The organism is Nitrosopumilus cobalaminigenes (assembly GCF_013407145.1).
GTDB classification, from domain to species: domain Archaea; phylum Thermoproteota; class Nitrososphaeria; order Nitrososphaerales; family Nitrosopumilaceae; genus Nitrosopumilus; species Nitrosopumilus cobalaminigenes.
In genome coordinates this window covers 1,109,721-1,131,125 of record NZ_CP026993.1, presented here as the reverse complement: position 1 = coordinate 1,131,125, position 21,405 = coordinate 1,109,721, and the positions used below count along the sequence as shown (strand labels likewise).

Below are 21,405 nucleotides of genomic sequence, written 5' to 3'. Positions count from 1 at the left end.
AATAAAATCTTTAGGTTATGTTAAACTTTGACAAAACTGATCCATGTAATCCCTTATCCTATTCTGCCTTTGAGAATAATTTTTTCATTTGTGTTTGATGGTGTTGATTTGTCAATGTATCTGATTTCATACTCATCACCAATATGGATTGTTTTTCCGTCTAATTGACGTGGAATTTTAATTATAACTTCAAAAATATTTGAATTTGGTCCTGTTTCTACAAGGTATCCTGAATTTGCATCAAAACTTGGATTATCTAAAGTGATTCTAATCCCGCCATCCCCTCTGTATTCTAATTCTCTCAATGGAATCTTGTCTTCATTTTTAGAATCTCTGTTTGCATCAGGTTCGTAAATTCTAACTGTAAAATCATGACCGATTCTTGAACCTCCACCAACTGTTTGCACTTTTGCAAATGTTTTGGTAAGTGGAACTGATTTCACAAGTATTCTTTCTTCTCCAGAGTAATCTGATTCATCCAGATATTTTATCAAGACAATGTCATCTTGACTTAGTGGATTTCCATTTATTGTTTCAGGCAATTCTAGTTTAATGTAAAATTGCCCTGTATTAGGTCCGGTCTCAATCATGTTTTTTGGACCTTCAATCAAAATTCCATTAATTGTAAATTCAAACAATCCTTCCGTAGGAATAACTTCTACACCACTGTGTGCAATATTCAAGTCATGATCAGTTATGTAAAAATTCACAACAGACATTGATGATGCAGGAACTGTTACAATTTCTTTTTCACTAGCTTGAAAAGATCTTGTTACGTCACTCAAATCTGTAAATTTTATTGGAGTAAATAATATGCCTATTTTTTGCATCTTTTCGGCAGTTTCTGGTTTTACGCAAGCAGGAGCCCCGTTCGTTCTGATTACTAGTTCTAATTCTGCCTTACAAATTATATTTTCGGCAGAAATTCCTCGGGCCATCTGCTTTTTTGGTGATTCTGTTTCTGCACTTGCTGGTGATGTTGTAGCTAAAACTAAAATTGAAAATAATACCATGAAAATAATGTTTTTTTGATCTCGTCTCATTGATATTCTTTGAATTTTTTTCTTAAAAGTATTGAGGATGAATTAATCGTAAAAATTCTGATATCTCTGGATAACCAATCTTGAGAATCTGATACTTGGTTATATTTGAGAAATTAACTATGTTATTGATGATCAAAATCTCACTTGCAATATTTTTACTTTTAATAATTCCAACATCTAGTTTTGTTTTTGCTGAACACATCTTTAACTCTGAAGCATATGCACAATATCTTGATATTTCTCAAATAGAATCTAAAAAAGTCACTTTCACATTTGATGAGAAATCATATGATATCTATTATGGATATCGTGGTAGTTTGGACTCTATGGGCTCTGATGAACAATATCCAATTTTGTCTTCGATGAATATCAATGAGGAAAGAAAATCTATTGAAATTGTAATGGAAGATGTTCCTGAAAAAACTGATTTTTGGGTGAGAACTCCTGAAGATGTTCTGTATGCTGATGGTGAGAAATTCAAAGTGTTGGTTGATGGAGTTGATACAAGATATGATCTGATGAAGTTTCCTAATGACTATGTCGTAGGTTTTGTTATTTCTGAAGATACAAAAAATATTGAAATCATTGGAACTAGAGTAATTCCTGAATTTGGAGCCTACTCTGTTTTGATTTTAGGTATTACAATTCTAGGCTTGGTTTACTTTACTCATAAATTCTCATTTGGAAACTCTTTGCCTAGAATTAATTAAGTGATAACTTCTAGAATGTCTAGTTGAAAAGAATAGGTTTGTTAGGATGTGGTGCTATGGGAACTCAAATTGCACTTGCAATTGATTCTGGAAAAGTTCCTGCAACCCTCACACACGTGTTTGATGATTCAAAAGAAAAATCCAAATTATTAGTTGAAAAATTAACACACAAACCTGAAATTGTTGAAAATTCCCACTTACTATCCTCTAATCCTATTGATATTGTTGTAGAAGCTGCATCTCAAGATGCTGTAAGGGATGCAGGATTAAGTGTTTTGCAAAACAAAAAAGATCTGATGATAATGAGTGTTGGAGCATTGTTAGATGAATCAATTTATGACATTTTATCTGATGCTTGTAAGGATTTTAAAAAAACAATCTATCTCCCCTCCGGTGCAATTGCAGGTCTTGATGGAATTAAATCAGTCAAGGGTGAATTAGAATCCATTTCTATAACTACTACAAAACACCCTCGTTCATTAAAAGGCGCCAAGTTTTTTGAAAACTCTGAAATCAACTTAGATGAAATTAATTCATCAACTGTGATCTTTGAAGGAATTGCAAAAGAAGCTGTTTCTTTATTCCCTGCAAACATCAATGTAGCAGCATTACTTTCTTTAACTGGAATTGGAAGTGAAAAAACTCATGTCAAAATAGTTGCAGATCCAAACACTGACAAAAATACGCATCATATTGAAGCTGAAGGAAAATTTGGAAAGATGACATATACTATTGAAAATTATCCTGATGAAAATAATCCCAAAACAAGTAGATTGGCAATTTTATCTGCAATTGAGACCTTGAAAAAATACTGCTCAAATGATATTCAGATTGGCACGTAATATGGCAATAATTGCCACATTTGCTAACTTTTCAGAGAATTATAGACTATTTCCCATTCTTTAAATCCCCACCATATCAATTTTCTATAGTTTATGCTCGTACAACAATCCTCGGAACTCAAAGAAGAGATTTTGAAACTCAAAAAAGAAAAAGACGTGGTAATTTTAGCACACAATTATCAGATTCCAGATGTACAAGATATAGCTGATTTTACTGGTGATTCATTAGGATTATCTAGACAAGCAGCAACGGTTCCACAAAAAACAATTCTCTTTTGTGGTGTAAATTTTATGGCAGAAACTGCCGCAATTATCAGTCCTGAGAAAAAAGTACTTCTACCAGATTTAGAAGCTGGTTGTTCATTATCTGATTCAATAACTGTAGATGAATTAAGAAATTGGAAAAAACAGCATCCTGATGCTATTGCAGTTGGATACGTAAATACTACGGCTGAAATTAAAGCAGAACTGGATTATTGTTGCACTTCTTCAAATGCTGTAAATGTAGTTAAAGCAATTCCTGAAGATAAAGAAATTTTGTTTTTACCTGATATGTTCCTAGGTTCCTATGTTGCAAAAATGACAGGAAGGAAAAATATGCATATCTGGGCTGGTGAATGCCATGTTCATGCTGGAATTACTCCTGAAGATGTTACTAAAAAATTAGAATCAATGAAAGATGCTGAATTTGTAATTCATCCTGAATGTAGTTGTACTACTCCAATGATGTATGATGTTGCTGATGGAAGTTATGATGATCAAAAAGTCTCAATTCTTTCAACTGAAGGAATGCTAAATCATGTAACTAAATCTAAAGCAAAAAATTTCGTTGTTGCAACCGAAACTGGAATCTTGTATAGAATGCGACAACAAAATCCTGACAAAACTTTCATTCCTGCATCTGAAAAAGCAGAATGTCAATATATGAAAATGATCACTCTTGAAAAAGTGTATGATGCATTGATAAATGAAAAAAACATTGTAACAGTTCCAAAAGAAATTGCAGATAAAGCCCGTTTAGCAATAGATAGAATGCTTGCAATAAGCTAATCTATAAAATTATGACTGGACTGTTTTCTAGAGAGCCAAAAGATCCTCAAAAGAAAAAAAATGCCCAAAAACTAAAGGAAATAAAAAAACTAGTCAAGGACAAAAAATATGCTGAGGCTTTAAAATTAGGCACGGAATATTTACAAAAAGTTCCTAACAATCATGATGTCTTGTTTACTGTAGGTGGAATTTACTATTTGAAAAAAAAATACAAAACTGCTATTTCATATTTTGACAAAGCACTTGAAATTGGAACATATGATGTTGATGTATTATTATTAAAGGCATATTCTCATCAAAAATTAGGGGAAAATAAACAAATCCTTCAATGCTGTGACAAAATTAAAGAGATAGATCCAAAAAATAAATCCGTAGCAAATTTGTTAGAAGAATTAAATTAAATCTCTAAACTCATATCAATTCCTTTTACAGAATTTGTAATACTTCCTACAGAAATGATATCTACACCTGTTTGACCATATTTTGTGATATTTTTAGAATTAATTCCTCCTGATGCTTCAAGCATGACTTTGTTTCTCAATTTATGATTTTTTAGTATTTGAATTGTTTTTTTAATTTGAGATGGTGTAAAATTATCTAGCATAATTATTGTAGCCCCTTCTTCTGCTGCTAACACTGCATCTGGTGTATTTTCAACTTCCACTTCAAATTTCCTATGTTTTTTCTTTGTTTTTTTAATCAGAGATAATAGAGAATTTCCAATTGCAATGTGATTATCTTTAATCATAACCATTTCATCTAATGTGAGCCTGTGCTTTTTACCTCCACCGATTTCAACTGCTTCTTTATCAAAATATCTTAATCCTGGGGCTGTTTTTCTAGTAGCATACAATTTTGTTTTCTTTGGAATTTTTTTAACAAGTTGATTTGTTTGAGTAGCAATCCCACTCATTCTTGTTAAGAGATTAAGTGCTGTCCTCTCACATGTCAAAATATTCCCTGCATTCCCAGTGATTGCCATTATAGTTTGATTTGGTTTTACTTTTGAACCATCTTTTTTCAAAATTTTAGCATTGCACCCTTTTAATTTGAAAATCTCTTTTGCATATGATGTACCTGCAACAATAGCATTTTCTCTTGAGATAATTTTTACTGAAATTTTTTTCTTGGGTAATAAATTACTGGTAATGTCTCCTTTACCAATATCTTCAGCAAGGAATTGTGATAATTGTTTTTTTGAATTGAATGTCAATATAATGATGAAATGTTAATGTGATTTTAAAGATTTTATGTTACTTTAATTGCGTATTTGCCTTTTGTAGTAATTCCTAATGTTTTTGAGATTTCAGAATTTGTTGGATCAACTACTAGTACAACTCCATTCCAATCTGGTGTCAAGTCTGATGATTTACAATTTGGACATACCTTTAGAGTTGTTACATGTTTACATTTGCGGCATGCCATTTCTCGTGCCATTCTAACTTGCCTCTACTTTTTCTTCCTTTGCTGGCTCTTCTTTGCCACCACTGGCTTTCTTAATTTCTTCTACAATCCATTCATCTGCACCAAGGAATGGTTGTCTACATGTGATTCCAATCTTACCCATTGCAGCAGCTTTTCCTAATGATACTGCAGTGATTCTTGCACGAAGTGTAGAGCCAACTTTTAGTGTTCTACCACTTTGATTTGCTAAAATCATTCCAGATTTAACATCACTCTTTAGATAATCGTCCATCACTTGTGACAAGTGCAGTAAAGCATCAGTTGGACCAATTCTTACAAATGCCCCAAAGTCAGTAATATCTACAATTTCACCTTGAACAATTTCTTGTAATTTTGGATAAAATGTCAATGCTTCAAATTCAACTTTATGGAAAGTTCCACCGTCTCCTGCAATCATCTTTCCCATTTCGTCAACTTTAGCATCTAAAATCATAATGATATATCCTAAATCTGCATTAATCATACTCTCGTACTTTTCTTTGAGAATGTTTACTGCAGCCTTTTTGAGTGTAGTTCCAAATAAGCTTGGAGGAATCCTAACAACATCAACTAGGGTAGATATAGAAAACAAATGTACAGTTTTTCTCGAATTTCAATTTATGAATGTTTAGGTGATTTTAGGCTTGAAAATCCAAAGTTTTTTCTTATTTTTGAAATTAATGCCAATTTCTATAAATGTCTGAATTATGTTTAAATAAAGTAGACTGACTTTTTGACGCAATGGTTGGAATCGATCAAGTTCTTGAAAAACTTAGTACCGTGATTGATCCTGATTTGAAAAAAGATATCGTATCTATGGGTATGATTAAAGATTTAGAACTAAATGATGGTAATCTCAAATTTACTTTAGAATTAACAACTCCTGCATGTCCTTTCAATGTCGAAATTGAAGATGATGTTAGAAAAGCAGTTGCTGAATTATCTGATTTGAAGAATTTTGATTTGAATGTGACTGCCAAAGTCATGGAAGGTCGTTCACTTGATGATGACACTGGAATGAAAACTGTCAAAAACATTATTGGTGTTGCAAGTGGAAAGGGCGGTGTCGGCAAATCAACTGTTTCATTAAACTTGGCTCTTGCATTATCTCAGTCTGGAGCTAAAGTAGGTTTACTTGATGCAGATATCTATGGACCTAGTATTCCACTAATGCTTGGAATGAAAGATGGTTTTATGGAAGTTGAAGATAATAAATTACAGCCAGCTGATTCAAACGGATTAAAAGTTGTATCATTTGGTTTCTTTGCTGATCAATCAAACCAAGCAGCAATTTATCGTGGCCCAATTATATCTGGAATTTTAAAACAATTTCTAGTAGACACAAATTGGTCTGAACTAGATTATTTGATTGTAGACTTACCTCCTGGAACTGGTGATATCCCATTAACTCTTGCACAAACAATTCCTATCACAGGAATTCTTGTAGTTACAACTCCTCAAGATGTAGCAAGTGATGTTGCAGTTAAAGCAGTTTCAATGTTTGAAAAACTAAATGTTCCAATTATTGGAGTTGTTGAAAACATGAGTCATTTTATTTGTCCAAACTGTGATGACAAACATTACATCTTTGGTGAAGGTGGTGCAAAGAAAATTAGTGAACGATTTAACATGCCTTTCTTAGGTGAAATTCCATTGAATTCTGGAATCATGGCCGGTTCTGACTTGGGTAAACCAATTATGATTACAAATCCTGATTCTCCAAGTGCTGAAGCATTTAGAGTTAGCGCAAAAAATATTGCAGCACAATGTAGTATTATTGCAGCAAAGCTTCAAGAAGAGATGGAATCTGAAAGTTCTGGTGAAGAACCAACACCAGAGGCCAGCACAAATTAATCTCGATTCCTGTGAAATTACCTGAATCTCTTAGAGAACAAATGAAAATTCCTTTAGGGATACTTTTACCTGAAAATCAAACCCAAAAAAGTGATATTCAAAAATTTCTTTCAGAAAATTCGTATCTAATTACGGTTGGTGATAGAACTACAGAAAAAATGATAAATTTTGGTCTGATTCCTTCTTTGCAAATTATTGATGGTCAAGAGAAACGAGAAAAGAGAGATCCTCCCAAATTAGATAATGCAATTGAACTGACTGTTGATAATCCTGCAGCTGAAATTACATCTCAAAGTGTCTCGACAATCAAAAAGGCGTTCACTATGAAATCTCCAGTGAGGATTTTTGTTAATGGTGAAGAAGATCTTTTAGTTCTTCCAGTGTGTGTTCATGCTCCTGAAAATTCTATTGTAATGTATGGTCAACCACATGAGGGGCTGGTAATAGTCAGTATTACTACCGAAATTAGAAATAAAGCACAAAGCCTACTTGATTTAATGGAATAATCGGGGTGTGATGAGACGGTGGCTGTATGATTGATGATTACTCCACATAACCTCTGACCCTATTAATTCATAATTTATCGAATCAAAATACACCAAATTCCATACAAGAATTGACATTTCATGATAAACACAGATTCCAATACTACTAATTGTGAAATTAGATCCTGATCTTAAATTACAAATTTTAGAAAAAGTTGGTATTTACTCAAATCGTTTCTCAATTCCTGAACCGCAAATTCTGTTGACTACTAAGGAAGTATTAGATGCCCCAAAAGAAATGACTGAGGGCAGACGAACTTCTGCATACAAGTATTATGGAGTCTCATATCTTTTACACAATCTTGTTTTCATCAATGTTAGAAAAATTCCTGATGAAAAAACTCTGGAGAATACATTGGTTCATGAATTGATCCATATGAGATTCCCATATCTTGCTCATGGGAAAAGATTCAACAAACTAGTGAGACGAGGACTTGGAGGAAAAACATTTCCGCCATATAGAAAAAGAAGCAAGATCTCTGCTATTTGATTTATATTTACTAGGATTTGGCATCCGAGTATAACATGGAAATAGCTGAAATTCTGCCCTTTATCGCAGGTATTGCATCATTTTTAGTTGCAGGTGGCTTGGTTGCATGGATTGTCAAACAACCTGCAGGAACAAAAGAAATGATGGATATTTCCAACGCCGTCAAAGAAGGTGCTTCTGCATTTTTAAAAAGAGAGATGAAAATTATCATTCCAGTTGCTATTGCATTATCTTTGATTATTGGTATTTTCTTGACTCCTTCAAATGGAATTGCATTTGCAGTAGGTGCAGCACTTTCAGCAGTTGCAGGAATTATTTCATTAAAAATTACAGTAAAAGCCGCAGTTAGAGCTGCAAATCTTAGTGGCAGTGGTCTTGGACAGACATTTGCCATGGCCTTTAGAGGTGGAGCAACAGTAGGTTTAGCAGTTCCAGCAATGGCTCTATTGGCAATTACTGGACTTTATTTGATTTATCCAGATCCAATCACGATTGCAGGTGTTGGTATTGGAGCTAGTCTAATTGCATTATTCATTAGAATTGGTGGTGGTATTTTCACAAAGGCAGCAGATATGGGTGCTGACTTGGTAGGAAAAGTTGAAGCAAACATTCCAGAAGATGATCCTAGAAACCCTGCAACTATTGCAGATAATGTGGGAGACAATGTTGGTGATGCAGCAGGAATGGGCTCTGATGTTTATGAATCATATATTGTAACAATCCTTGCAGCATTACTTATTGCAGCACTAATTGGCGCACCAAACTTTTTCCTTTATCCTATTCTAATTGGTTCATCTGGAATGATAGCATCAATCATTGGTGTTGTTATTGTAGGTTCCAAGAATATCACTGATGTAATGAAACCTCTGAATCGCTCATTCTATGTATCAGCTGCAATTGCAATTGGATTAAACTATGTGTTCATCACTCAGTTTATTGGAGATTCTGCAGCATCATATGCATTATTTGGTTCTACTGTTATTGGTGTAATTCTTGTTCCAGTTATTCAGAAAATTACCGATTATTATACTAGTTACAAACAAAAACCCGTTATTGAAATTGCAGACTCTGCAAAATGGGGATATGCATCATTAACTTTGATGGGAATTATCAAAGGTATGCAATCAACAGGTCCATTCATGATTGCATTAGTTGTCGCAATCATCGTATCTTACAGTATTGCATCTGCAGCCGCACCTGAAGGTGCAGACCCCGTACTTTATGGAATCTTTGGAACAGCATTGACTGCAATGGCCATGTTGAGTTTAGCAGGAATTGTTCTTAGTATTGATGCATTTGGTCCAATTGCAGATAATGCAGGTGGAATAGTTGAGATGACTGGAATGGGAGAAGAAAATCGTAAAGTCACTGATGAAATTGATGCAGTTGGAAATACGACCAAAGCCGTCACCAAAGGCTTTGCAATTGCAAGTGCCGCTTTAGCTGCCTTGGCAATGATTCAAGCATTCCAATTCGAAGCAGCACATGTGTTTGAAGGTGTTTTAGATTTAGATTACAGTTTAACAAATCCTGCAATCATTGTTGGATTACTCATTGGTGGTTTGATTCCATTTATCATTACAGGCCAATTAATCAATGGTGTATCTCGTGCAGCAGGAAAAATGGTTGATGAGGTAAGACGTCAGTTCAAAGCAGATGATGGAATACTTGCAGGAACCTCAAAACCTGATTATGCTAAATGTGTAGATATTGCCACTGTTGCATCAATCAAAGAACTATGGAAACCAGCACTTGTAGCAATCATTTCTCCAATCATTTTAGGTATTTTACTAGGTCCAACAGCAGTTGCTGGATTACTAATGGGTTCAGTTGTCACTGGAATTTTGCTAGCATACCACTTGGCAAATACTGGTGGTGCATGGGATAATGCAAAGAAACTAGTTGAAATGAAAGGAGAGAAAGGTTCTGAAGTACACAAAGTTGCAGTAGTCGGAGATATTATTGGTGATCCTTACAAAGATACTGCAGGTCCTGCACTCAACACCGTAATCAAATTACTAAACACAATTGCAATCGTATTCGTATCTGCATTTGTCGCAATTATTGCAATTTAATAATTCATTTCTCATAACACTGATTTTTTGATAAGAACTTGACAATGTTCTACTCTTCTACAATCAATGTCATATCCAATTCATCAATCTGAGCTTGAATTGCTTTTTGTAAAGTTGGGGTGTGTTTTTCACAGAATTTGAAATAGTTATCAGATGTTTGAAAACATCCACAAATCCATTTTGTTTTCTTATCTCCCTCTACAGTCCACTTTGAATATTTGTTTTCAGACATGTTAATTCTATATTGATTGATCTAAAAAATATGTCTTTAAGAAAAAGTAAAAATGATTAAGGACAGCCTTCCATCTTTTGGATAAAGTAGCCTTTTTCCTTAATTGCCTGTTCAACAGGCTCTGGTGCTCCTTGTGAATGGCAGAATTGACATTCGTTTGTAGTCATCTCTGCTTCTCCTTCACCGACGGATTGTAACCATTCTTTACCATATGTGATGGCTTTATCGTGGTCTTTTTCACCAGTAATTACATCAAAGTGCATGGTATGACCATCTGCTGCTTTGACATAAGTGTCGTATACGTGAATTTCCATGATTGTAATTAAAAAAAGGGATATTTAATTCAAAGATCATGGTAAATCATGAAATATTCTGTAATTATAGAAATCTCACACTCTTCAAACATATCATTAGAATTAGATGATAAAGATTCTCCAAATACCGTGCATGAGTTTATTGAAAAGTTGCCTTTCACTGTTGAACTTAATGTGTGGGGAGATGAAATTTACACTTCAAAATCCCCTGTCTCACAACCTGAGGAAAATGCAAAGTCTCCTGTCGAATTAAATGATGTGGCATACTGGCCAACGGGAAAAGCAATCTGCTTGTTTTATGGTCCTACTCCTATTGGAAATCCTGGGGAAATTACTCCTGCATCACCTGTAAATATAATTGGAAAAATAATTTCTCCAGACAAATCTATTTTAGAAAATGCACATAGTGAACACGCCACCTTTAGCTTAAAATCTTGAATTAACTAAATTCTACTAAAATTTCCTGAATGTCTGATTCAAGAGTATATCCTCTAAAATCTTCATTTGTTCCTGAATAGATTATCCAAACCACTGGATTCCCCTGCATGAATTTTTTATCTGTATTTGATGGATATGCTTCAGAATTTGGATGTGAGTGAAAAATACCCATGACTTCCATTTTTTTCTCTTCAGCTATTTTGTATGCCTCAATTAATTCATCATTTGATATAGTAAAATTCACTGGAGATTTCTCAATGTTCTCTGTTAAGAAAATCTCTGACACTGTATTGTCTTTTCCAAATAGTATTGCACATGATTCATTTGGTTCATCTTTTTGAGCATGTTCAGTTAGAATTTTTTTATGTGTTTGAGATAGTTTGATTTTCTGCAAATCTATTCTACGTTAACTGTTCCGACCATCCAAGGATGTAAAATACAATAGTAATCGTAACTTCCTGCGTTATTAAATGTAAATTCAAAAGTATCTCCTGCAGACATTATATCTGAGTCAAACACTCCATCCAATCCTGCGTCAGGTGTACCTGATGATGCTGTGTGCATTGTGTTGTCTACATTATCCCAAATTACTGTAGTTCCAACTGAAATATCTAGAACTGTTGGGTCATAGTATAATTGATCATCTGCTGGAATTGCTGCTCCTTCTGGAATCAAAACTTTAATTGGTTCTGTTGGTGCTTCAATGATTAATGTTGCAACCATCCATGGATGGACTACACAAAAGTATTCGTATTCACCTGCTTCCAAATCATTTGTATCTAAAGTGTAAACTTCACCTGCTCCAATCATTCCTGAGTCAAAAGTATCTCCAACATCTACAGAACTTGTAACAGTGTGTGGAAGTGTATCTGCGTTAGTCCATTCTATTACATGCCCTTGTGATACCGTTGCAACATCTGGATCATAATCTGGATTTCCTTCTATTGTTGAGTCCGCAAGAATTTCAATTACAAATATTGGTCCTGATGGTGTAAGATCTTCTGCTGGTTCATCAACTACTGCTTGAGGAATCATGTATGTGTCAGGCGCTGAGAAAATACCAAATGATACCCACATGATAATACCTGTAGCAGCTGCCAGTGAAACAATTGCTCCAATTGGTTTTGCTACTGTTGGATGTTTCATGTATAGATATGAAATTATAATTGCAGGGAAGGCAATTGCCATTAAAATTCCTGCAATAGTTACTGTATAGTTTGATGTGTTCATTACCATAGCATACATTCCGAATCCTAAGGATATGGACAAAATTACCAAAGTCGTAGCTTTGGCTCTATTACTGGTTGAAACCCCTCCATCTAGAATACCTGCTGCTAGGAAAATCAACCCTACAAACATTGTAAGGCCTGTTAGAGCATGCATGCCATCAATGAATGTGTGTGCGATGCCTGCATAGGATAATACAAGACCAGCTAACCCTATAGAGGTTAGTCCCATTCCCGGCATCATGAGGTCCCAATTACTCATTTAAGATAGCTGATAGGACTGAGATACTTATTCCTTGCGAAATACATGAGATCACATGGACGAAGAAATTAAATGGCTTTGGAATAGGATAGATTGAATTGGGATTTAATGAAATATTGGAGATATCCAAACCCCGAATTGTTGTTCTGTTAGTAATCACTGCAGTTACATCCATGTATGCTGCAAGTAAACTAGTTCCAGGCGCTCCTGAACTTGATTATTGGTTTTATTTGCATATTATCGTCGCAGGTGCATTGGCATCTGCAGGTTCAAGTGCTCTAAATCACTATTATGATAAAGATATTGATCCTAAAATGACTAGGACCAGCACTAGACCAATCCCTTCTGGACGTATGGCCGCATCTAATGTGTTAATTTATGGTATTGCTGTAAGCTGTATTTCTGTAATCTACGGATTCTTTGCATTAAACGCAGTATCTGCATTTTTTATTGCAGTTGGTATTTTTTCATATGTTATAATTTACACCGTTTGGCTCAAAAGAAGAAATACTTCAAACATTGTAATTGGTGGTATTGCTGGTAGTGCAGCTGCTTGGGCAGGATGGGCAGCAGCAACTGGTAGTATGGACTTGTTAGGATTTCTAGTTGGTTTCTTGGTGTTTGTATGGACTCCATCTCATTTTTGGTGTCTTGCAATGAAAATCAAAGATGAATATGCACAAGCTGAAGTTCCAATGCTTCCAGTAGTTATTGGAATGCAAAAAACATCCAAATTCATTTTAGGAAATACATTAATTTTAATTCCGTATTCTTTGATACTTTCATTTATTCCAGATGGAATGGGAGTTGTTTATACTGTGATTGCAATTGTTTCTGGAGGATTGATGCTTGTTTATCATTACAAACTTACAAAGAACCCTACATCTGAATTTGCATGGAAAGCATACAAAGTAACTGCTCCTTATCTCACAATAATTTTTGTAGCTGTTGCATTAGATGCAGCATTTCATTTTCCTTTGTTTTAGGAATTATTTATCCGCACCAGGGAAACTAGCTTCATAATCTCTTTCTTCAGTTTCCTTTACTTGTTCTTTGATTTCATCAACTGGTTTTTCAACCACTACGATTTCAATTCTACGTTCATCTTTGGTAACCCATGAGACAGTTATGAGGCCCAAAATTTCTAAATCTAACAGAATTTTGTTAAATCTATCTTCTGCAATTACATGTCCATCTTTGACTAAACTTTTGAAAAGTTCAACGTCCGTCAAGCGATTTGCTTCTTTTATCTTATCAAATACAGTGTTTCTGATTGGTATTGCCATTTTTATCCGTAGAATGTTTTATCCCCTGACTTTGGCACAACGTTAGATATACTTTCCTTCACTGTATTGTACCACTGGTCTACCTCTTTTGTGATGGATGGTCTGACTTGTTTCAAACTATTTGCAAAGTCATGACTAGATATTTTTGCAGAATTGTTTCTCATTGCTTCAACTGCTGCTTCTCTACAAAGTGCTGCTAAATCAGATCCACTATAATTCTGTGTTGCTACTGCAATCTCTTGCAATTTCACATCACTAGCTAATGGCATCTTTCTTGTAAGAATTTTGATAATCTCTAATCTACCTTTTTCATCTGGAGGGGCTACATACAACACTAAATCTAATCTTCCTGTTCTTAGAAGGGAATTATCTAAAACATCTGGTCTATTTGTGATTCCTATAACGACTACTCGTGATGAGATTCCTTCTTCTATCTCTGTAAGTAGTTGACTGAGAATCGTCTCACTAGATCCTCCTTCACCTGATTTTGATTTTGCTATGGAATCTAATTCATCAAAAATTACAACACATGGAGAGGATGCTTTTGCTTTTCTGAAAATCTCTCTGATTCCTTTTTCAGATTCGCCCAGCCATTTTGAAAGAATTTCGGGACCTCTAACTAAAATCATATTTGCACCTGTTTCTGTAGCTAAGGCTCTACCAAGCAACGTTTTTCCACATCCTGGTGGCCCGTAAATCAAAGCTCCTTTTGGTGGTTTAATTCCCATTTTGGTAAATTTTGATGGCTCTTTCATTGCCATGATTAGATTATCTGTCAATGATTTTTTTATCTCCTCTAGTCCTCCCACATCTTGCCACCATACTTTTGGTCTTTCAACATAAAATTCCCTCATTGCTGTAGGGACCACTTCGTGCATTGCATCGTAAAAATCGATTAATTTGATTTGCATTGATTGTAAAACTTCTGAAGGAATTTTTTCAGTTTCTAAATCAATTTCTGGAAGATATCTTCTTATTGATTTTAGAGCAGCTTCTCTACAAAGTGACTTGATGTCTGCACCAGTATATCCGTGCAATTCTGATGACAAGTCTTTCAAATCAATATCTTCACTAATTGGCATTCCTCTTGTATGAATTTCAAGAATCTCTAACCTTCCATCTTCATTAGGTACTGAAATCTCAAACTCTCTATCGAATCTTCCTGGCCTTCTAAGTGCTGGATCTACACTGTCTGGTCTGTTTGTAGCTCCAAGAACTATTACGTTTCCTCTATCATTTAGACCGTCCATTAATGCTAATAGTTGTGCAACAACTCTTTTTTCTACATCTCCGTATGCTTCTTCTCTTTTTGGTGCAATAGCATCAATTTCATCTATGAAAATTATACTTGGAGAATTGTCTTTTGCTTCTTTGAAAATATCTCTAAGTTTAGCTTCTGTTTCTCCATAATACTTGTTCATTATTTCTGGACCGTTAATTGGGAACATGTTTGCTTCTGATTCGCTTGCCATAACTTTTGCAAGTAGTGTTTTTCCACATCCTGGTGGCCCGTAAAGTAAAATTCCACTATGTGGTTCGATTCCAAGTCTTGCAAATAACTCTGGATGTTTTAATGGCAACTCTACAATTTCTCGCATTGCTTTAACTTCTTGTCTCAATCCTCCAACTTCCTCATAGGTTACTCGAACTTTTCTATCGACTGATGTTTCAGTTGAAATGTTAAGATTTGTTGTACGATCTATTTTTACAACTCCTTTGGGCGTTGTCTTGGATATCTTAAAGTCCATGGAATTTCCTAAAATCATAACTGAAATTTCATCCCCATGTGTAATTGGTAATCCTTTCAATCTATTTTTAACAAAATCTGTAAATTCTTTATCGACAGTAACTGAATCATTTACTGGAGTTAAGGAAACTGTTTTTGCAAACTTTGATGTCACTTTTCTAATTTTAACAAAATCATTTAGTGATGCCCCCACATTTTTTCTTGTTTGTCCATCGACTCTAATGATGTCTGGTAATTTTTCATCTTCATCAACTGGCCAAACAACTGCACAACTTGATCTTGAACCCATCACTTCAATAATGTCTCCTGGTGTAACCTTGAGAAAATCCATGGCTTCTGGACCAATTCGAGCACGTTTCTTTCCTACGTCTCGTTGTTTTGCTTCTCCAATTCTCATTTGCAAAGGTTCTTCTTTGCGTGCCAAAAAATCACCTATTTCATGTCAACTGACATTCTACTCATGTTGAGAACTTCAAACTCACTTACACCGTCAGTTCCTCTTATTGCGTTCTCTAGAGCATCACTTTGACCTTCTTTATCTTCTATTACAAATTCTGCTTTGATGCATTCTAATCCAAATGCAAGTGGCTCTTTTGCATGTCTTTTCATTGACATATCTGCAGGTAATGAAGATTTTATTGTCTCAGCTAATTTATCTAAATCTACTTCCATTCCTTCAGGTAGAATTTTTGTTATGAATAGTAATTGAGTCATTTTCTAAGGTCCTGTAAAGTTACATGAAGAACAAGTATAGTTTCTTGCTGCTTCTCTGCAACTTTGACATCTCCACATCAAATCTGCGCCACAACTAGGGCAATTGAATTTTACACATTTATCATTAGGCATAATATGTCTGTGACAGCAACTACATGTCGGTAATGAAATAGTAGAAGACATACCCCGATTTTCTGTAAACATCATTTATACCTTCCTTAGAAATTAAGCACAATCTAACTAAGTAATTTTTTAATTTCTCCGCCAATTAGGGTTTGAGCAGTTTTGATAGATCCTTTCAATCCCAATAATTTTACAATTGAACCTGTGTGAAAATCAAAATCATCTTTTTCTGAAATCTCATTTATGATATCGGGAGTTATTGTTTCAAATAATTTATTGATTGTATTGTTATCAATTCTTTCTAAAATTTTTCTTGCTAGTACTTGTTTCTCAAATTCTTTTCCAAATCTTGCAGTCCATTTTTTTTGATATTGTTCCAAATCTTCTCTCTTGTTGGATTTCAAAAATTCTGAAATTGCTTGTCCTGCATATACTCCGCCCATCCCACTAGTGAATATACCTCCTGCAGTAGTTGGTTTTGCTTGCCCTGCTGCATCTCCTATGATTATTGTTTTACCTTCAACAAAATTTTTGATAGGACCTTTAATCCAAATTGGAGCAAAAATCTTTCTTATCGTTGAAAATCCTCCACGTTCATTTAGAATATTATCTAATGTGTTTGCAACTTTGATTCCTCTTCCTGCAACTCCTACCTTTCCTTTACCTTCTCCTGATGGAATGATCCAGGCAAAAAAACTTGGATATTTTTCTTGGTCAAAAATTACTTCAACTTTACCTTTCTTAATCCAATTTGCATAGATTTCATATTGAGCAGATGATAAAATCCCTGTTCTATCTTTGTGAATTAATGATGATACTCCTCTTGCATCTACAAATAATTTACAATCAATTTTTTCTTCATTAGTTCTAATCCCTGAATCTGTAATTTCTTGAAAACTTGTTCTGACTTTAATGACTGCACCATTTTTTTGAGCTTGAAATGCAATCTGTTTATCTAATTCTCTTCTACTAATTTCGATTACTTTTTGATTTTTTGAATTAATTGTAAAACTCTTGCCATTTGGAGAACTGATTTCTGCTGACTCTATCATGTGATCAAAAGTCTTTCTAAAAGGTATCACTCCAAGTTCTTCTAGTCCTGATAAGCTTACTAATCCACCACAATGTTCTGGAGTTCCAATTTCATAATCTTCTTCAATTACTAGAACGGTGAAGCCTTTTCCTGCAATTTCTCTGGCACAGAGTAATCCTGCAACACTTCCTCCAGCAACCACTACGTCAAAGTTCACAGATTTTGTTTCTTTGTCAATTATTTAATTCAAAAGTTTTTCATTAAGCCTATTTTTGATTATATTATGGGGGACATCAAACAAGTGATAGTCGTTAGAACTGATCTTGATATGGGTAAAGGGAAGATTGCTGCACAAGTAGGTCATGCTTGTGTTCTTGGTGCAGAACATGTGAGAAAATCACACCCTGAATGGTTCAGTCAATGGTGGGGAGGACAAGAAAAAGTAGTTGTCAAAGTTTCTGGAATTAAAGAATTACAAGAAGTGAAAAGAGGTGCAATTGAACTTAATCTACCTTGGTCTGAAGTTTCTGATGCTGGCCACACTCAGTTAGCTCCTGGAACCACAACTTGCATCTCTATAGGACCTGCCCCAGAAAATTTAATTGATAAAATTACTGGAGATCTTAAATTACTATAATCTGATTCTTGGAATAAGATATAACAAGGCTTCATATTTTTTGTAATATGAAGAAAAAGGGAGTTATCGTAACTATATTTTTTGGATTTATTTTACTTTCATCAACCATTATGCTAGTAATGCCTGGTATGGATCCTAATTCTGATTCTCCTGAAGTTTCGGTTACTGGAACTCCTGCTGATAATTTCCCAGATGAACAACGAGCTCAATTCTGCGGTTCAGGTGATGCAAAGTCTACAAAGTATGTTCAAGAATATTCGATTCCTACAGAATGTACCAATCCGTTAGCAATCACTACTGATTATGATGGGAATGTTTGGTTTGCAGAAACTAATACTGGTAAAATAGTAAAATTTGATCCAAACTTTGAGTCCTTTACTGAATATGAAAATCCATTGTGGCCTCCTGGAGGTCGTTCTATGATGTGGGGAATTGATTATGCTCCTGATGGCTCAATTTGGTATACTGATGAATCTTTTGATTCTGTTTGGAAGTTTTCTACTTTAGATGAAAAGTATGATAGAATAGCATATCCTTCAGAGGGTGGTGATTCTTTACCTCAAAAACTACGAATTGATGGTTCTCAAATTATTGTAAATGACTTTACTGGAAACAAACTCACTTTCTTAGATCCTAACCAATCTGGTGAGGATGTAAATTATCTTAGTATTCCTTCTCCTGTAGATGATTCTGTTACTGCAGACTTTGCAATAGATGAAGACGACAATGTATGGTTTACAAATTGGCTATTTCAACAAGGAGGAGTTTTAGTAAAGTTTGATCAAAACGGATATCGTAATACTGTTGCAACTTCTGGCGAACAATATCTTCCATTAATTGATTTTATCGAACTCTACCAATTACCCGTGTCTCTTCTTACTCCTAATGGTGCAGTTGTAGGAAAAGATGGAACTGTTTGGTTGGCAGACACTACTTCATCATCATTCTTTAGCTTTGATCCTATGACTGAAAAATTTATTCAATATGTGACGGCTGATCCTTTGTTGAGTACCTATGGAAATCAAACTGGTATTGTAAAGACTCCTATTTCTAGACCTTATTGGATTGAATCTGATGATCAAGGAAGAATTGTTTTCAACGAACAAACAGCAAATAATATCTCTGTAATGGATCCTGTCTCTCAATCTCTAGTAGAATACCATGTACCTTCAAAGAATCCTAACTGGGGTGACTGTGATCCTGGAACAGGAATGATGTTGGCTGATTGTGGTCTTGCACAAATCTTTGATTTCACTGTTGATGGTGACAAAATCTGGTTTACTGAATGGGTTGAAAATAATATTGGTGTAGTTGATACTTCTATTCCTTTGCCACTGGAAATCCAATTGGATTCAAACGTTCTGATGCTAACTTCTGGGGATTCCAAAGACTTTGACTTTGTAGTTTCATCCACGTCTCAAAAAGATCTAATGGGTGTTTCGTTAATTCTATCCTCCACTCATGACTTTTTGAATGTTGAATTGAATGAGAATTATCCTGAATCATTCCAATTAGATTTTGATGCTCCCCGTCCAATCTCTCTTACAATATATGCATCTGAAGATGCAGTACCCGGTACATACAAAGTTCTACTTGGGGCTCAATTATCTGATGTTGCAATCAGCAAATATGTTACAGTGACAATAGAGTGATACCTAACATAGATTCTAAAATTGGCATTTCTGTATACAGTACAAAGTTTGATGGGATTGGAGGGAAGATTAGAGTTGAACCTGAAGATTTCAAAGTAACTGAATTACTTTCAGATAAAGCAACAAAATCAATCAATGATAAAGATGGATATGCTGTATACAAACTAAAAAAGAAAAAGATTGATACAAACCATGCATTATCTGGAATTTTTAGAAAAACCGGAGTCCGCCTAAAATCTCTTGGGTTAAAAGATGCATCAGCTATTACAGAACAATTCGTTTGCTCCGGACACAAAGGTAAACCTGTAGATGATTTTTCTAGTGATAAATATTCCCTTGAAAAAATTGGGTTTGTAAAAAAACAATTATCAAAAAAAGATATGGTTGGCAATCATTTCACTTTAAAAATCTCTGAATGTCAAAATAGATTGGAATCTTTTACAGAGCATGATAAAATTCTCAATTTTTATGGATACCAAAGATTTGGTTCTCAAAGACCTGTTACTCATCTAATTGGTAAGGCCATATTGCATAGGGATTTTGATAAAGTCATCGATTTAATCTTGTCTTTTACATCTTCATATGATTCCAAAGAAAATACCGAAATTCGTGAAAAATTGTCTGATAAGAATAACTATAAGCAATATTTTGATCAAGTTCCAGTTCAAATGGATATTGAAAGAATTGTACTAAAAGAAATGATTGAACATGGTGAATCTATCCGTGCAATTAGAGCAATCCCTGTCTCGTTGCGACGGTTTTACATACAAGCTTACCAGTCTTTTATTTTTAATCAGTCTTTGAGTTCTGCATTTCAAGATGGTGAAAATTTGTTTGAGGCTGAATCTGGAGATGTTTGTTTTGATAATCATAGCATAATTGGGAAATATGTTAAAGGAATGGATCAAAATTTGGCATTGCCCTTTGTAGGCTATTCATATTACAAAAAAACAAGATTTGATTTTCAAATCTCTAAAATCTTGAGACAAGAAGAAATTACTCCAAAAGATTTCTTCATTAAAGAAATGCAAGAAGTAAGTAGCGAAGGTGGTTTTAGACAAGCTGCAATTCATTGTACAGATTACTCTGCACATGGTAATGTTGTAGATTTTTCATTGTCTAGAGGCTCATTTGCTACAATTTTGTTACGAGAAATTATGAAACCTACAGATCCAATTCTTGCCGGATTTTAGATCTCTTAGAGAATCATTTCTTCGGTGTCTTTAAGTTGGTGTTTTTTTAAGAAAATATGATTTAGTTGGAAAAAGCTTACATGTTGATTAGTTGTGAAATTGGAGAAGAGCAATCTCTTTATTCTCAATTAAAAGAAATTCCTGAAATTAAAAATTGTTTGATAACTTATGGCAGCTATGATATTGTAGCAGAATTTGTAACTGATTCCCCTTCTCAAATAAATGAAATAATTACATCCAAAATTAGAAAATTAGAAAAAATTAGAAGTACCATCACACTTAGAGTGACAAACTAATTTTTTTTAATTACCAAAAACCCTGCGGCTAAAATTATTATTCCTACAATTATAATTTGAATTCCATATGTAATCCAATCTGGATTAGAATACATGAATGACGATTCTGGTCCTAATATTGACTGACCCTGTAAATGAAAAATAAAGCCAAAAATTCCTACAATGACTCCTATGATTATTAGGGTTTTCCCTCCCTTCAT

The 21,405-nt window shown here is 34.5% G+C and carries 28 protein-coding genes; 14 read left to right on the top strand and 14 right to left on the bottom strand.

Annotated elements, in window-relative coordinates:
* Positions 1 to 53: 53 nt before the first annotated feature.
* Entirely contained in the window at positions 54 to 1,043 is a 990-nt protein-coding gene (locus C5F47_RS07015) for a hypothetical protein (protein WP_179360384.1), read from the bottom strand.
* Between the two features lie 128 nt (positions 1,044 to 1,171).
* Here C5F47_RS07015 and C5F47_RS07010 point away from each other — a divergent pair, with 128 nt between their 5' ends.
* From C5F47_RS07010 to C5F47_RS06995, 4 genes are all read left to right on the top strand, one after another.
* Positions 1,172 to 1,753: a PEFG-CTERM sorting domain-containing protein gene (locus tag C5F47_RS07010; protein WP_343045158.1), complete on the top strand. Its 582-nt coding sequence runs from the start codon at positions 1,172 to 1,174 to the stop codon at positions 1,751 to 1,753.
* A 23-nt stretch (positions 1,754 to 1,776) separates the two neighbouring features.
* Positions 1,777 to 2,595, top strand: coding sequence for an aspartate dehydrogenase (locus tag C5F47_RS07005; protein ID WP_179360383.1), 819 nt, complete (start codon positions 1,777 to 1,779; stop codon positions 2,593 to 2,595).
* Positions 2,596 to 2,688: 93 nt separating this feature from the next.
* A complete protein-coding gene (gene nadA / locus C5F47_RS07000; RefSeq protein WP_179360382.1) occupies positions 2,689 to 3,645 on the top strand; it encodes a quinolinate synthase NadA in 957 nt (318 codons plus the stop codon).
* Between the two features lie 11 nt (positions 3,646 to 3,656).
* Positions 3,657 to 4,046: a tetratricopeptide repeat protein gene (locus C5F47_RS06995; RefSeq protein ID WP_179360381.1), complete on the top strand. Its 390-nt coding sequence runs from the start codon at positions 3,657 to 3,659 to the stop codon at positions 4,044 to 4,046.
* On the opposite strand, the gene nadC is transcribed toward C5F47_RS06995, so the two are convergent.
* From nadC to C5F47_RS06980, 3 genes are read right to left on the bottom strand one after another with little or no spacing between them, the layout of a single operon-like run.
* Entirely contained in the window at positions 4,043 to 4,861 is an 819-nt protein-coding gene (gene nadC, locus C5F47_RS06990; RefSeq protein WP_179361814.1) for a carboxylating nicotinate-nucleotide diphosphorylase, read from the bottom strand. The two genes, C5F47_RS06995 and nadC, sit on opposite strands and share 4 nt — an antisense overlap.
* Before the next feature lie 32 nt (positions 4,862 to 4,893).
* Positions 4,894 to 5,082 carry a transcription elongation factor subunit Spt4 gene (gene spt4, locus C5F47_RS06985; RefSeq protein WP_014965554.1) on the bottom strand — a complete coding sequence of 63 codons (189 nt, stop codon included), beginning with the start codon at positions 5,080 to 5,082 and terminating at the stop codon, positions 4,894 to 4,896.
* Position 5,083: 1 nt separating this feature from the next.
* Positions 5,084 to 5,680 (bottom strand): DNA-directed RNA polymerase, encoded by a 597-nt coding sequence (locus tag C5F47_RS06980; RefSeq protein ID WP_179360380.1) that lies wholly within the window; start codon positions 5,678 to 5,680, stop codon positions 5,084 to 5,086.
* Between the two features lie 149 nt (positions 5,681 to 5,829).
* Here C5F47_RS06980 and C5F47_RS06975 point away from each other — a divergent pair, with 149 nt between their 5' ends.
* From C5F47_RS06975 to C5F47_RS06960, 4 genes are all read left to right on the top strand, one after another.
* Complete coding sequence (locus tag C5F47_RS06975) at positions 5,830 to 6,942, top strand: Mrp/NBP35 family ATP-binding protein (RefSeq protein WP_179360379.1); 1,113 nt, start codon at positions 5,830 to 5,832, stop codon at positions 6,940 to 6,942.
* A 41-nt stretch (positions 6,943 to 6,983) separates the two neighbouring features.
* Entirely contained in the window at positions 6,984 to 7,448 is a 465-nt protein-coding gene (locus tag C5F47_RS06970) for a GTP-dependent dephospho-CoA kinase family protein (RefSeq protein ID WP_179360378.1), read from the top strand.
* Between the two features lie 151 nt (positions 7,449 to 7,599).
* Positions 7,600 to 7,977: a hypothetical protein gene (locus tag C5F47_RS06965; protein ID WP_179360377.1), complete on the top strand. Its 378-nt coding sequence runs from the start codon at positions 7,600 to 7,602 to the stop codon at positions 7,975 to 7,977.
* 35 nt (positions 7,978 to 8,012) lie between these two features.
* Positions 8,013 to 10,052 carry a sodium-translocating pyrophosphatase gene (locus C5F47_RS06960; RefSeq protein WP_179360376.1) on the top strand — a complete coding sequence of 680 codons (2,040 nt, stop codon included), beginning with the start codon at positions 8,013 to 8,015 and terminating at the stop codon, positions 10,050 to 10,052.
* 49 nt (positions 10,053 to 10,101) lie between these two features.
* Here the strand turns inward: C5F47_RS06960 and C5F47_RS06955 are convergent, their stop codons facing one another.
* Positions 10,102 to 10,284: a hypothetical protein gene (locus C5F47_RS06955; RefSeq protein ID WP_179360375.1), complete on the bottom strand. Its 183-nt coding sequence runs from the start codon at positions 10,282 to 10,284 to the stop codon at positions 10,102 to 10,104.
* Positions 10,285 to 10,340: 56 nt separating this feature from the next.
* A complete protein-coding gene (locus C5F47_RS06950; RefSeq protein ID WP_179360374.1) occupies positions 10,341 to 10,598 on the bottom strand; it encodes a DUF2024 family protein in 258 nt (85 codons plus the stop codon).
* 48 nt (positions 10,599 to 10,646) lie between these two features.
* On the opposite strand from C5F47_RS06950, the gene C5F47_RS06945 reads away from it, so the two are divergent.
* A complete protein-coding gene (locus C5F47_RS06945; RefSeq protein ID WP_179360373.1) occupies positions 10,647 to 11,036 on the top strand; it encodes a cyclophilin-like fold protein in 390 nt (129 codons plus the stop codon).
* A gap of 1 nt (position 11,037) precedes the next feature.
* Here the strand turns inward: C5F47_RS06945 and C5F47_RS06940 are convergent, their stop codons facing one another.
* Both C5F47_RS06940 and C5F47_RS06935 read right to left on the bottom strand, forming a co-directional pair.
* Entirely contained in the window at positions 11,038 to 11,430 is a 393-nt protein-coding gene (locus C5F47_RS06940) for a M67 family metallopeptidase (RefSeq protein ID WP_179360372.1), read from the bottom strand.
* 2 nt (positions 11,431 to 11,432) lie between these two features.
* Positions 11,433 to 12,524 carry a cupredoxin domain-containing protein gene (locus C5F47_RS06935; protein ID WP_179360371.1) on the bottom strand — a complete coding sequence of 364 codons (1,092 nt, stop codon included), beginning with the start codon at positions 12,522 to 12,524 and terminating at the stop codon, positions 11,433 to 11,435.
* Positions 12,525 to 12,622: 98 nt separating this feature from the next.
* Here C5F47_RS06935 and C5F47_RS06930 point away from each other — a divergent pair, with 98 nt between their 5' ends.
* Positions 12,623 to 13,510 carry a heme o synthase gene (locus tag C5F47_RS06930; protein ID WP_179360370.1) on the top strand — a complete coding sequence of 296 codons (888 nt, stop codon included), beginning with the start codon at positions 12,623 to 12,625 and terminating at the stop codon, positions 13,508 to 13,510.
* Between the two features lie 3 nt (positions 13,511 to 13,513).
* On the opposite strand, the gene C5F47_RS06925 is transcribed toward C5F47_RS06930, so the two are convergent.
* The 5 genes from C5F47_RS06925 to C5F47_RS06905 are packed head-to-tail and all read right to left on the bottom strand — an operon-like array spanning position 13,514 to position 17,644.
* Positions 13,514 to 13,810: a hypothetical protein gene (locus tag C5F47_RS06925; protein WP_179360369.1), complete on the bottom strand. Its 297-nt coding sequence runs from the start codon at positions 13,808 to 13,810 to the stop codon at positions 13,514 to 13,516.
* Positions 13,811 to 13,812: 2 nt separating this feature from the next.
* Positions 13,813 to 15,981: a CDC48 family AAA ATPase gene (locus C5F47_RS06920; RefSeq protein ID WP_179360368.1), complete on the bottom strand. Its 2,169-nt coding sequence runs from the start codon at positions 15,979 to 15,981 to the stop codon at positions 13,813 to 13,815.
* 8 nt (positions 15,982 to 15,989) lie between these two features.
* Positions 15,990 to 16,271 (bottom strand): elongation factor 1-beta, encoded by a 282-nt coding sequence (locus C5F47_RS06915; protein WP_179360367.1) that lies wholly within the window; start codon positions 16,269 to 16,271, stop codon positions 15,990 to 15,992.
* A 3-nt stretch (positions 16,272 to 16,274) separates the two neighbouring features.
* Complete coding sequence (locus tag C5F47_RS06910) at positions 16,275 to 16,454, bottom strand: zinc finger domain-containing protein (protein WP_246271062.1); 180 nt, start codon at positions 16,452 to 16,454, stop codon at positions 16,275 to 16,277.
* A gap of 53 nt (positions 16,455 to 16,507) precedes the next feature.
* Complete coding sequence (locus C5F47_RS06905) at positions 16,508 to 17,644, bottom strand: NAD(P)/FAD-dependent oxidoreductase (protein WP_179360365.1); 1,137 nt, start codon at positions 17,642 to 17,644, stop codon at positions 16,508 to 16,510.
* 66 nt (positions 17,645 to 17,710) lie between these two features.
* Between C5F47_RS06905 and pth2 the strand changes: the two genes are divergently transcribed.
* The 4 genes from pth2 to C5F47_RS06885 all read left to right on the top strand — a co-directional run bounded on the left by pth2 (position 17,711) and on the right by C5F47_RS06885 (position 21,205).
* Positions 17,711 to 18,064 carry a peptidyl-tRNA hydrolase Pth2 gene (gene pth2, locus C5F47_RS06900; protein WP_179360364.1) on the top strand — a complete coding sequence of 118 codons (354 nt, stop codon included), beginning with the start codon at positions 17,711 to 17,713 and terminating at the stop codon, positions 18,062 to 18,064.
* Positions 18,065 to 18,111: 47 nt separating this feature from the next.
* Positions 18,112 to 19,716 carry an NHL repeat-containing protein gene (locus C5F47_RS06895; RefSeq protein WP_179360363.1) on the top strand — a complete coding sequence of 535 codons (1,605 nt, stop codon included), beginning with the start codon at positions 18,112 to 18,114 and terminating at the stop codon, positions 19,714 to 19,716.
* On the top strand, positions 19,713 to 20,909 hold the full coding sequence (gene truD / locus C5F47_RS06890) for a tRNA pseudouridine(13) synthase TruD (RefSeq protein ID WP_179360362.1): 1,197 nt from the start codon (positions 19,713 to 19,715) through the stop codon (positions 20,907 to 20,909). Before C5F47_RS06895 ends, truD begins: the two co-directional genes overlap by 4 nt.
* A 65-nt stretch (positions 20,910 to 20,974) precedes the next feature.
* Positions 20,975 to 21,205 carry an Lrp/AsnC ligand binding domain-containing protein gene (locus C5F47_RS06885; RefSeq protein WP_179360361.1) on the top strand — a complete coding sequence of 77 codons (231 nt, stop codon included), beginning with the start codon at positions 20,975 to 20,977 and terminating at the stop codon, positions 21,203 to 21,205.
* Here the strand turns inward: C5F47_RS06885 and C5F47_RS06880 are convergent.
* Positions 21,202 to 21,405, bottom strand: a complete 204-nt coding sequence (locus C5F47_RS06880; protein ID WP_179360360.1) for a hypothetical protein — start codon at positions 21,403 to 21,405, stop codon at positions 21,202 to 21,204. The genes C5F47_RS06885 and C5F47_RS06880 overlap by 4 nt on opposite strands.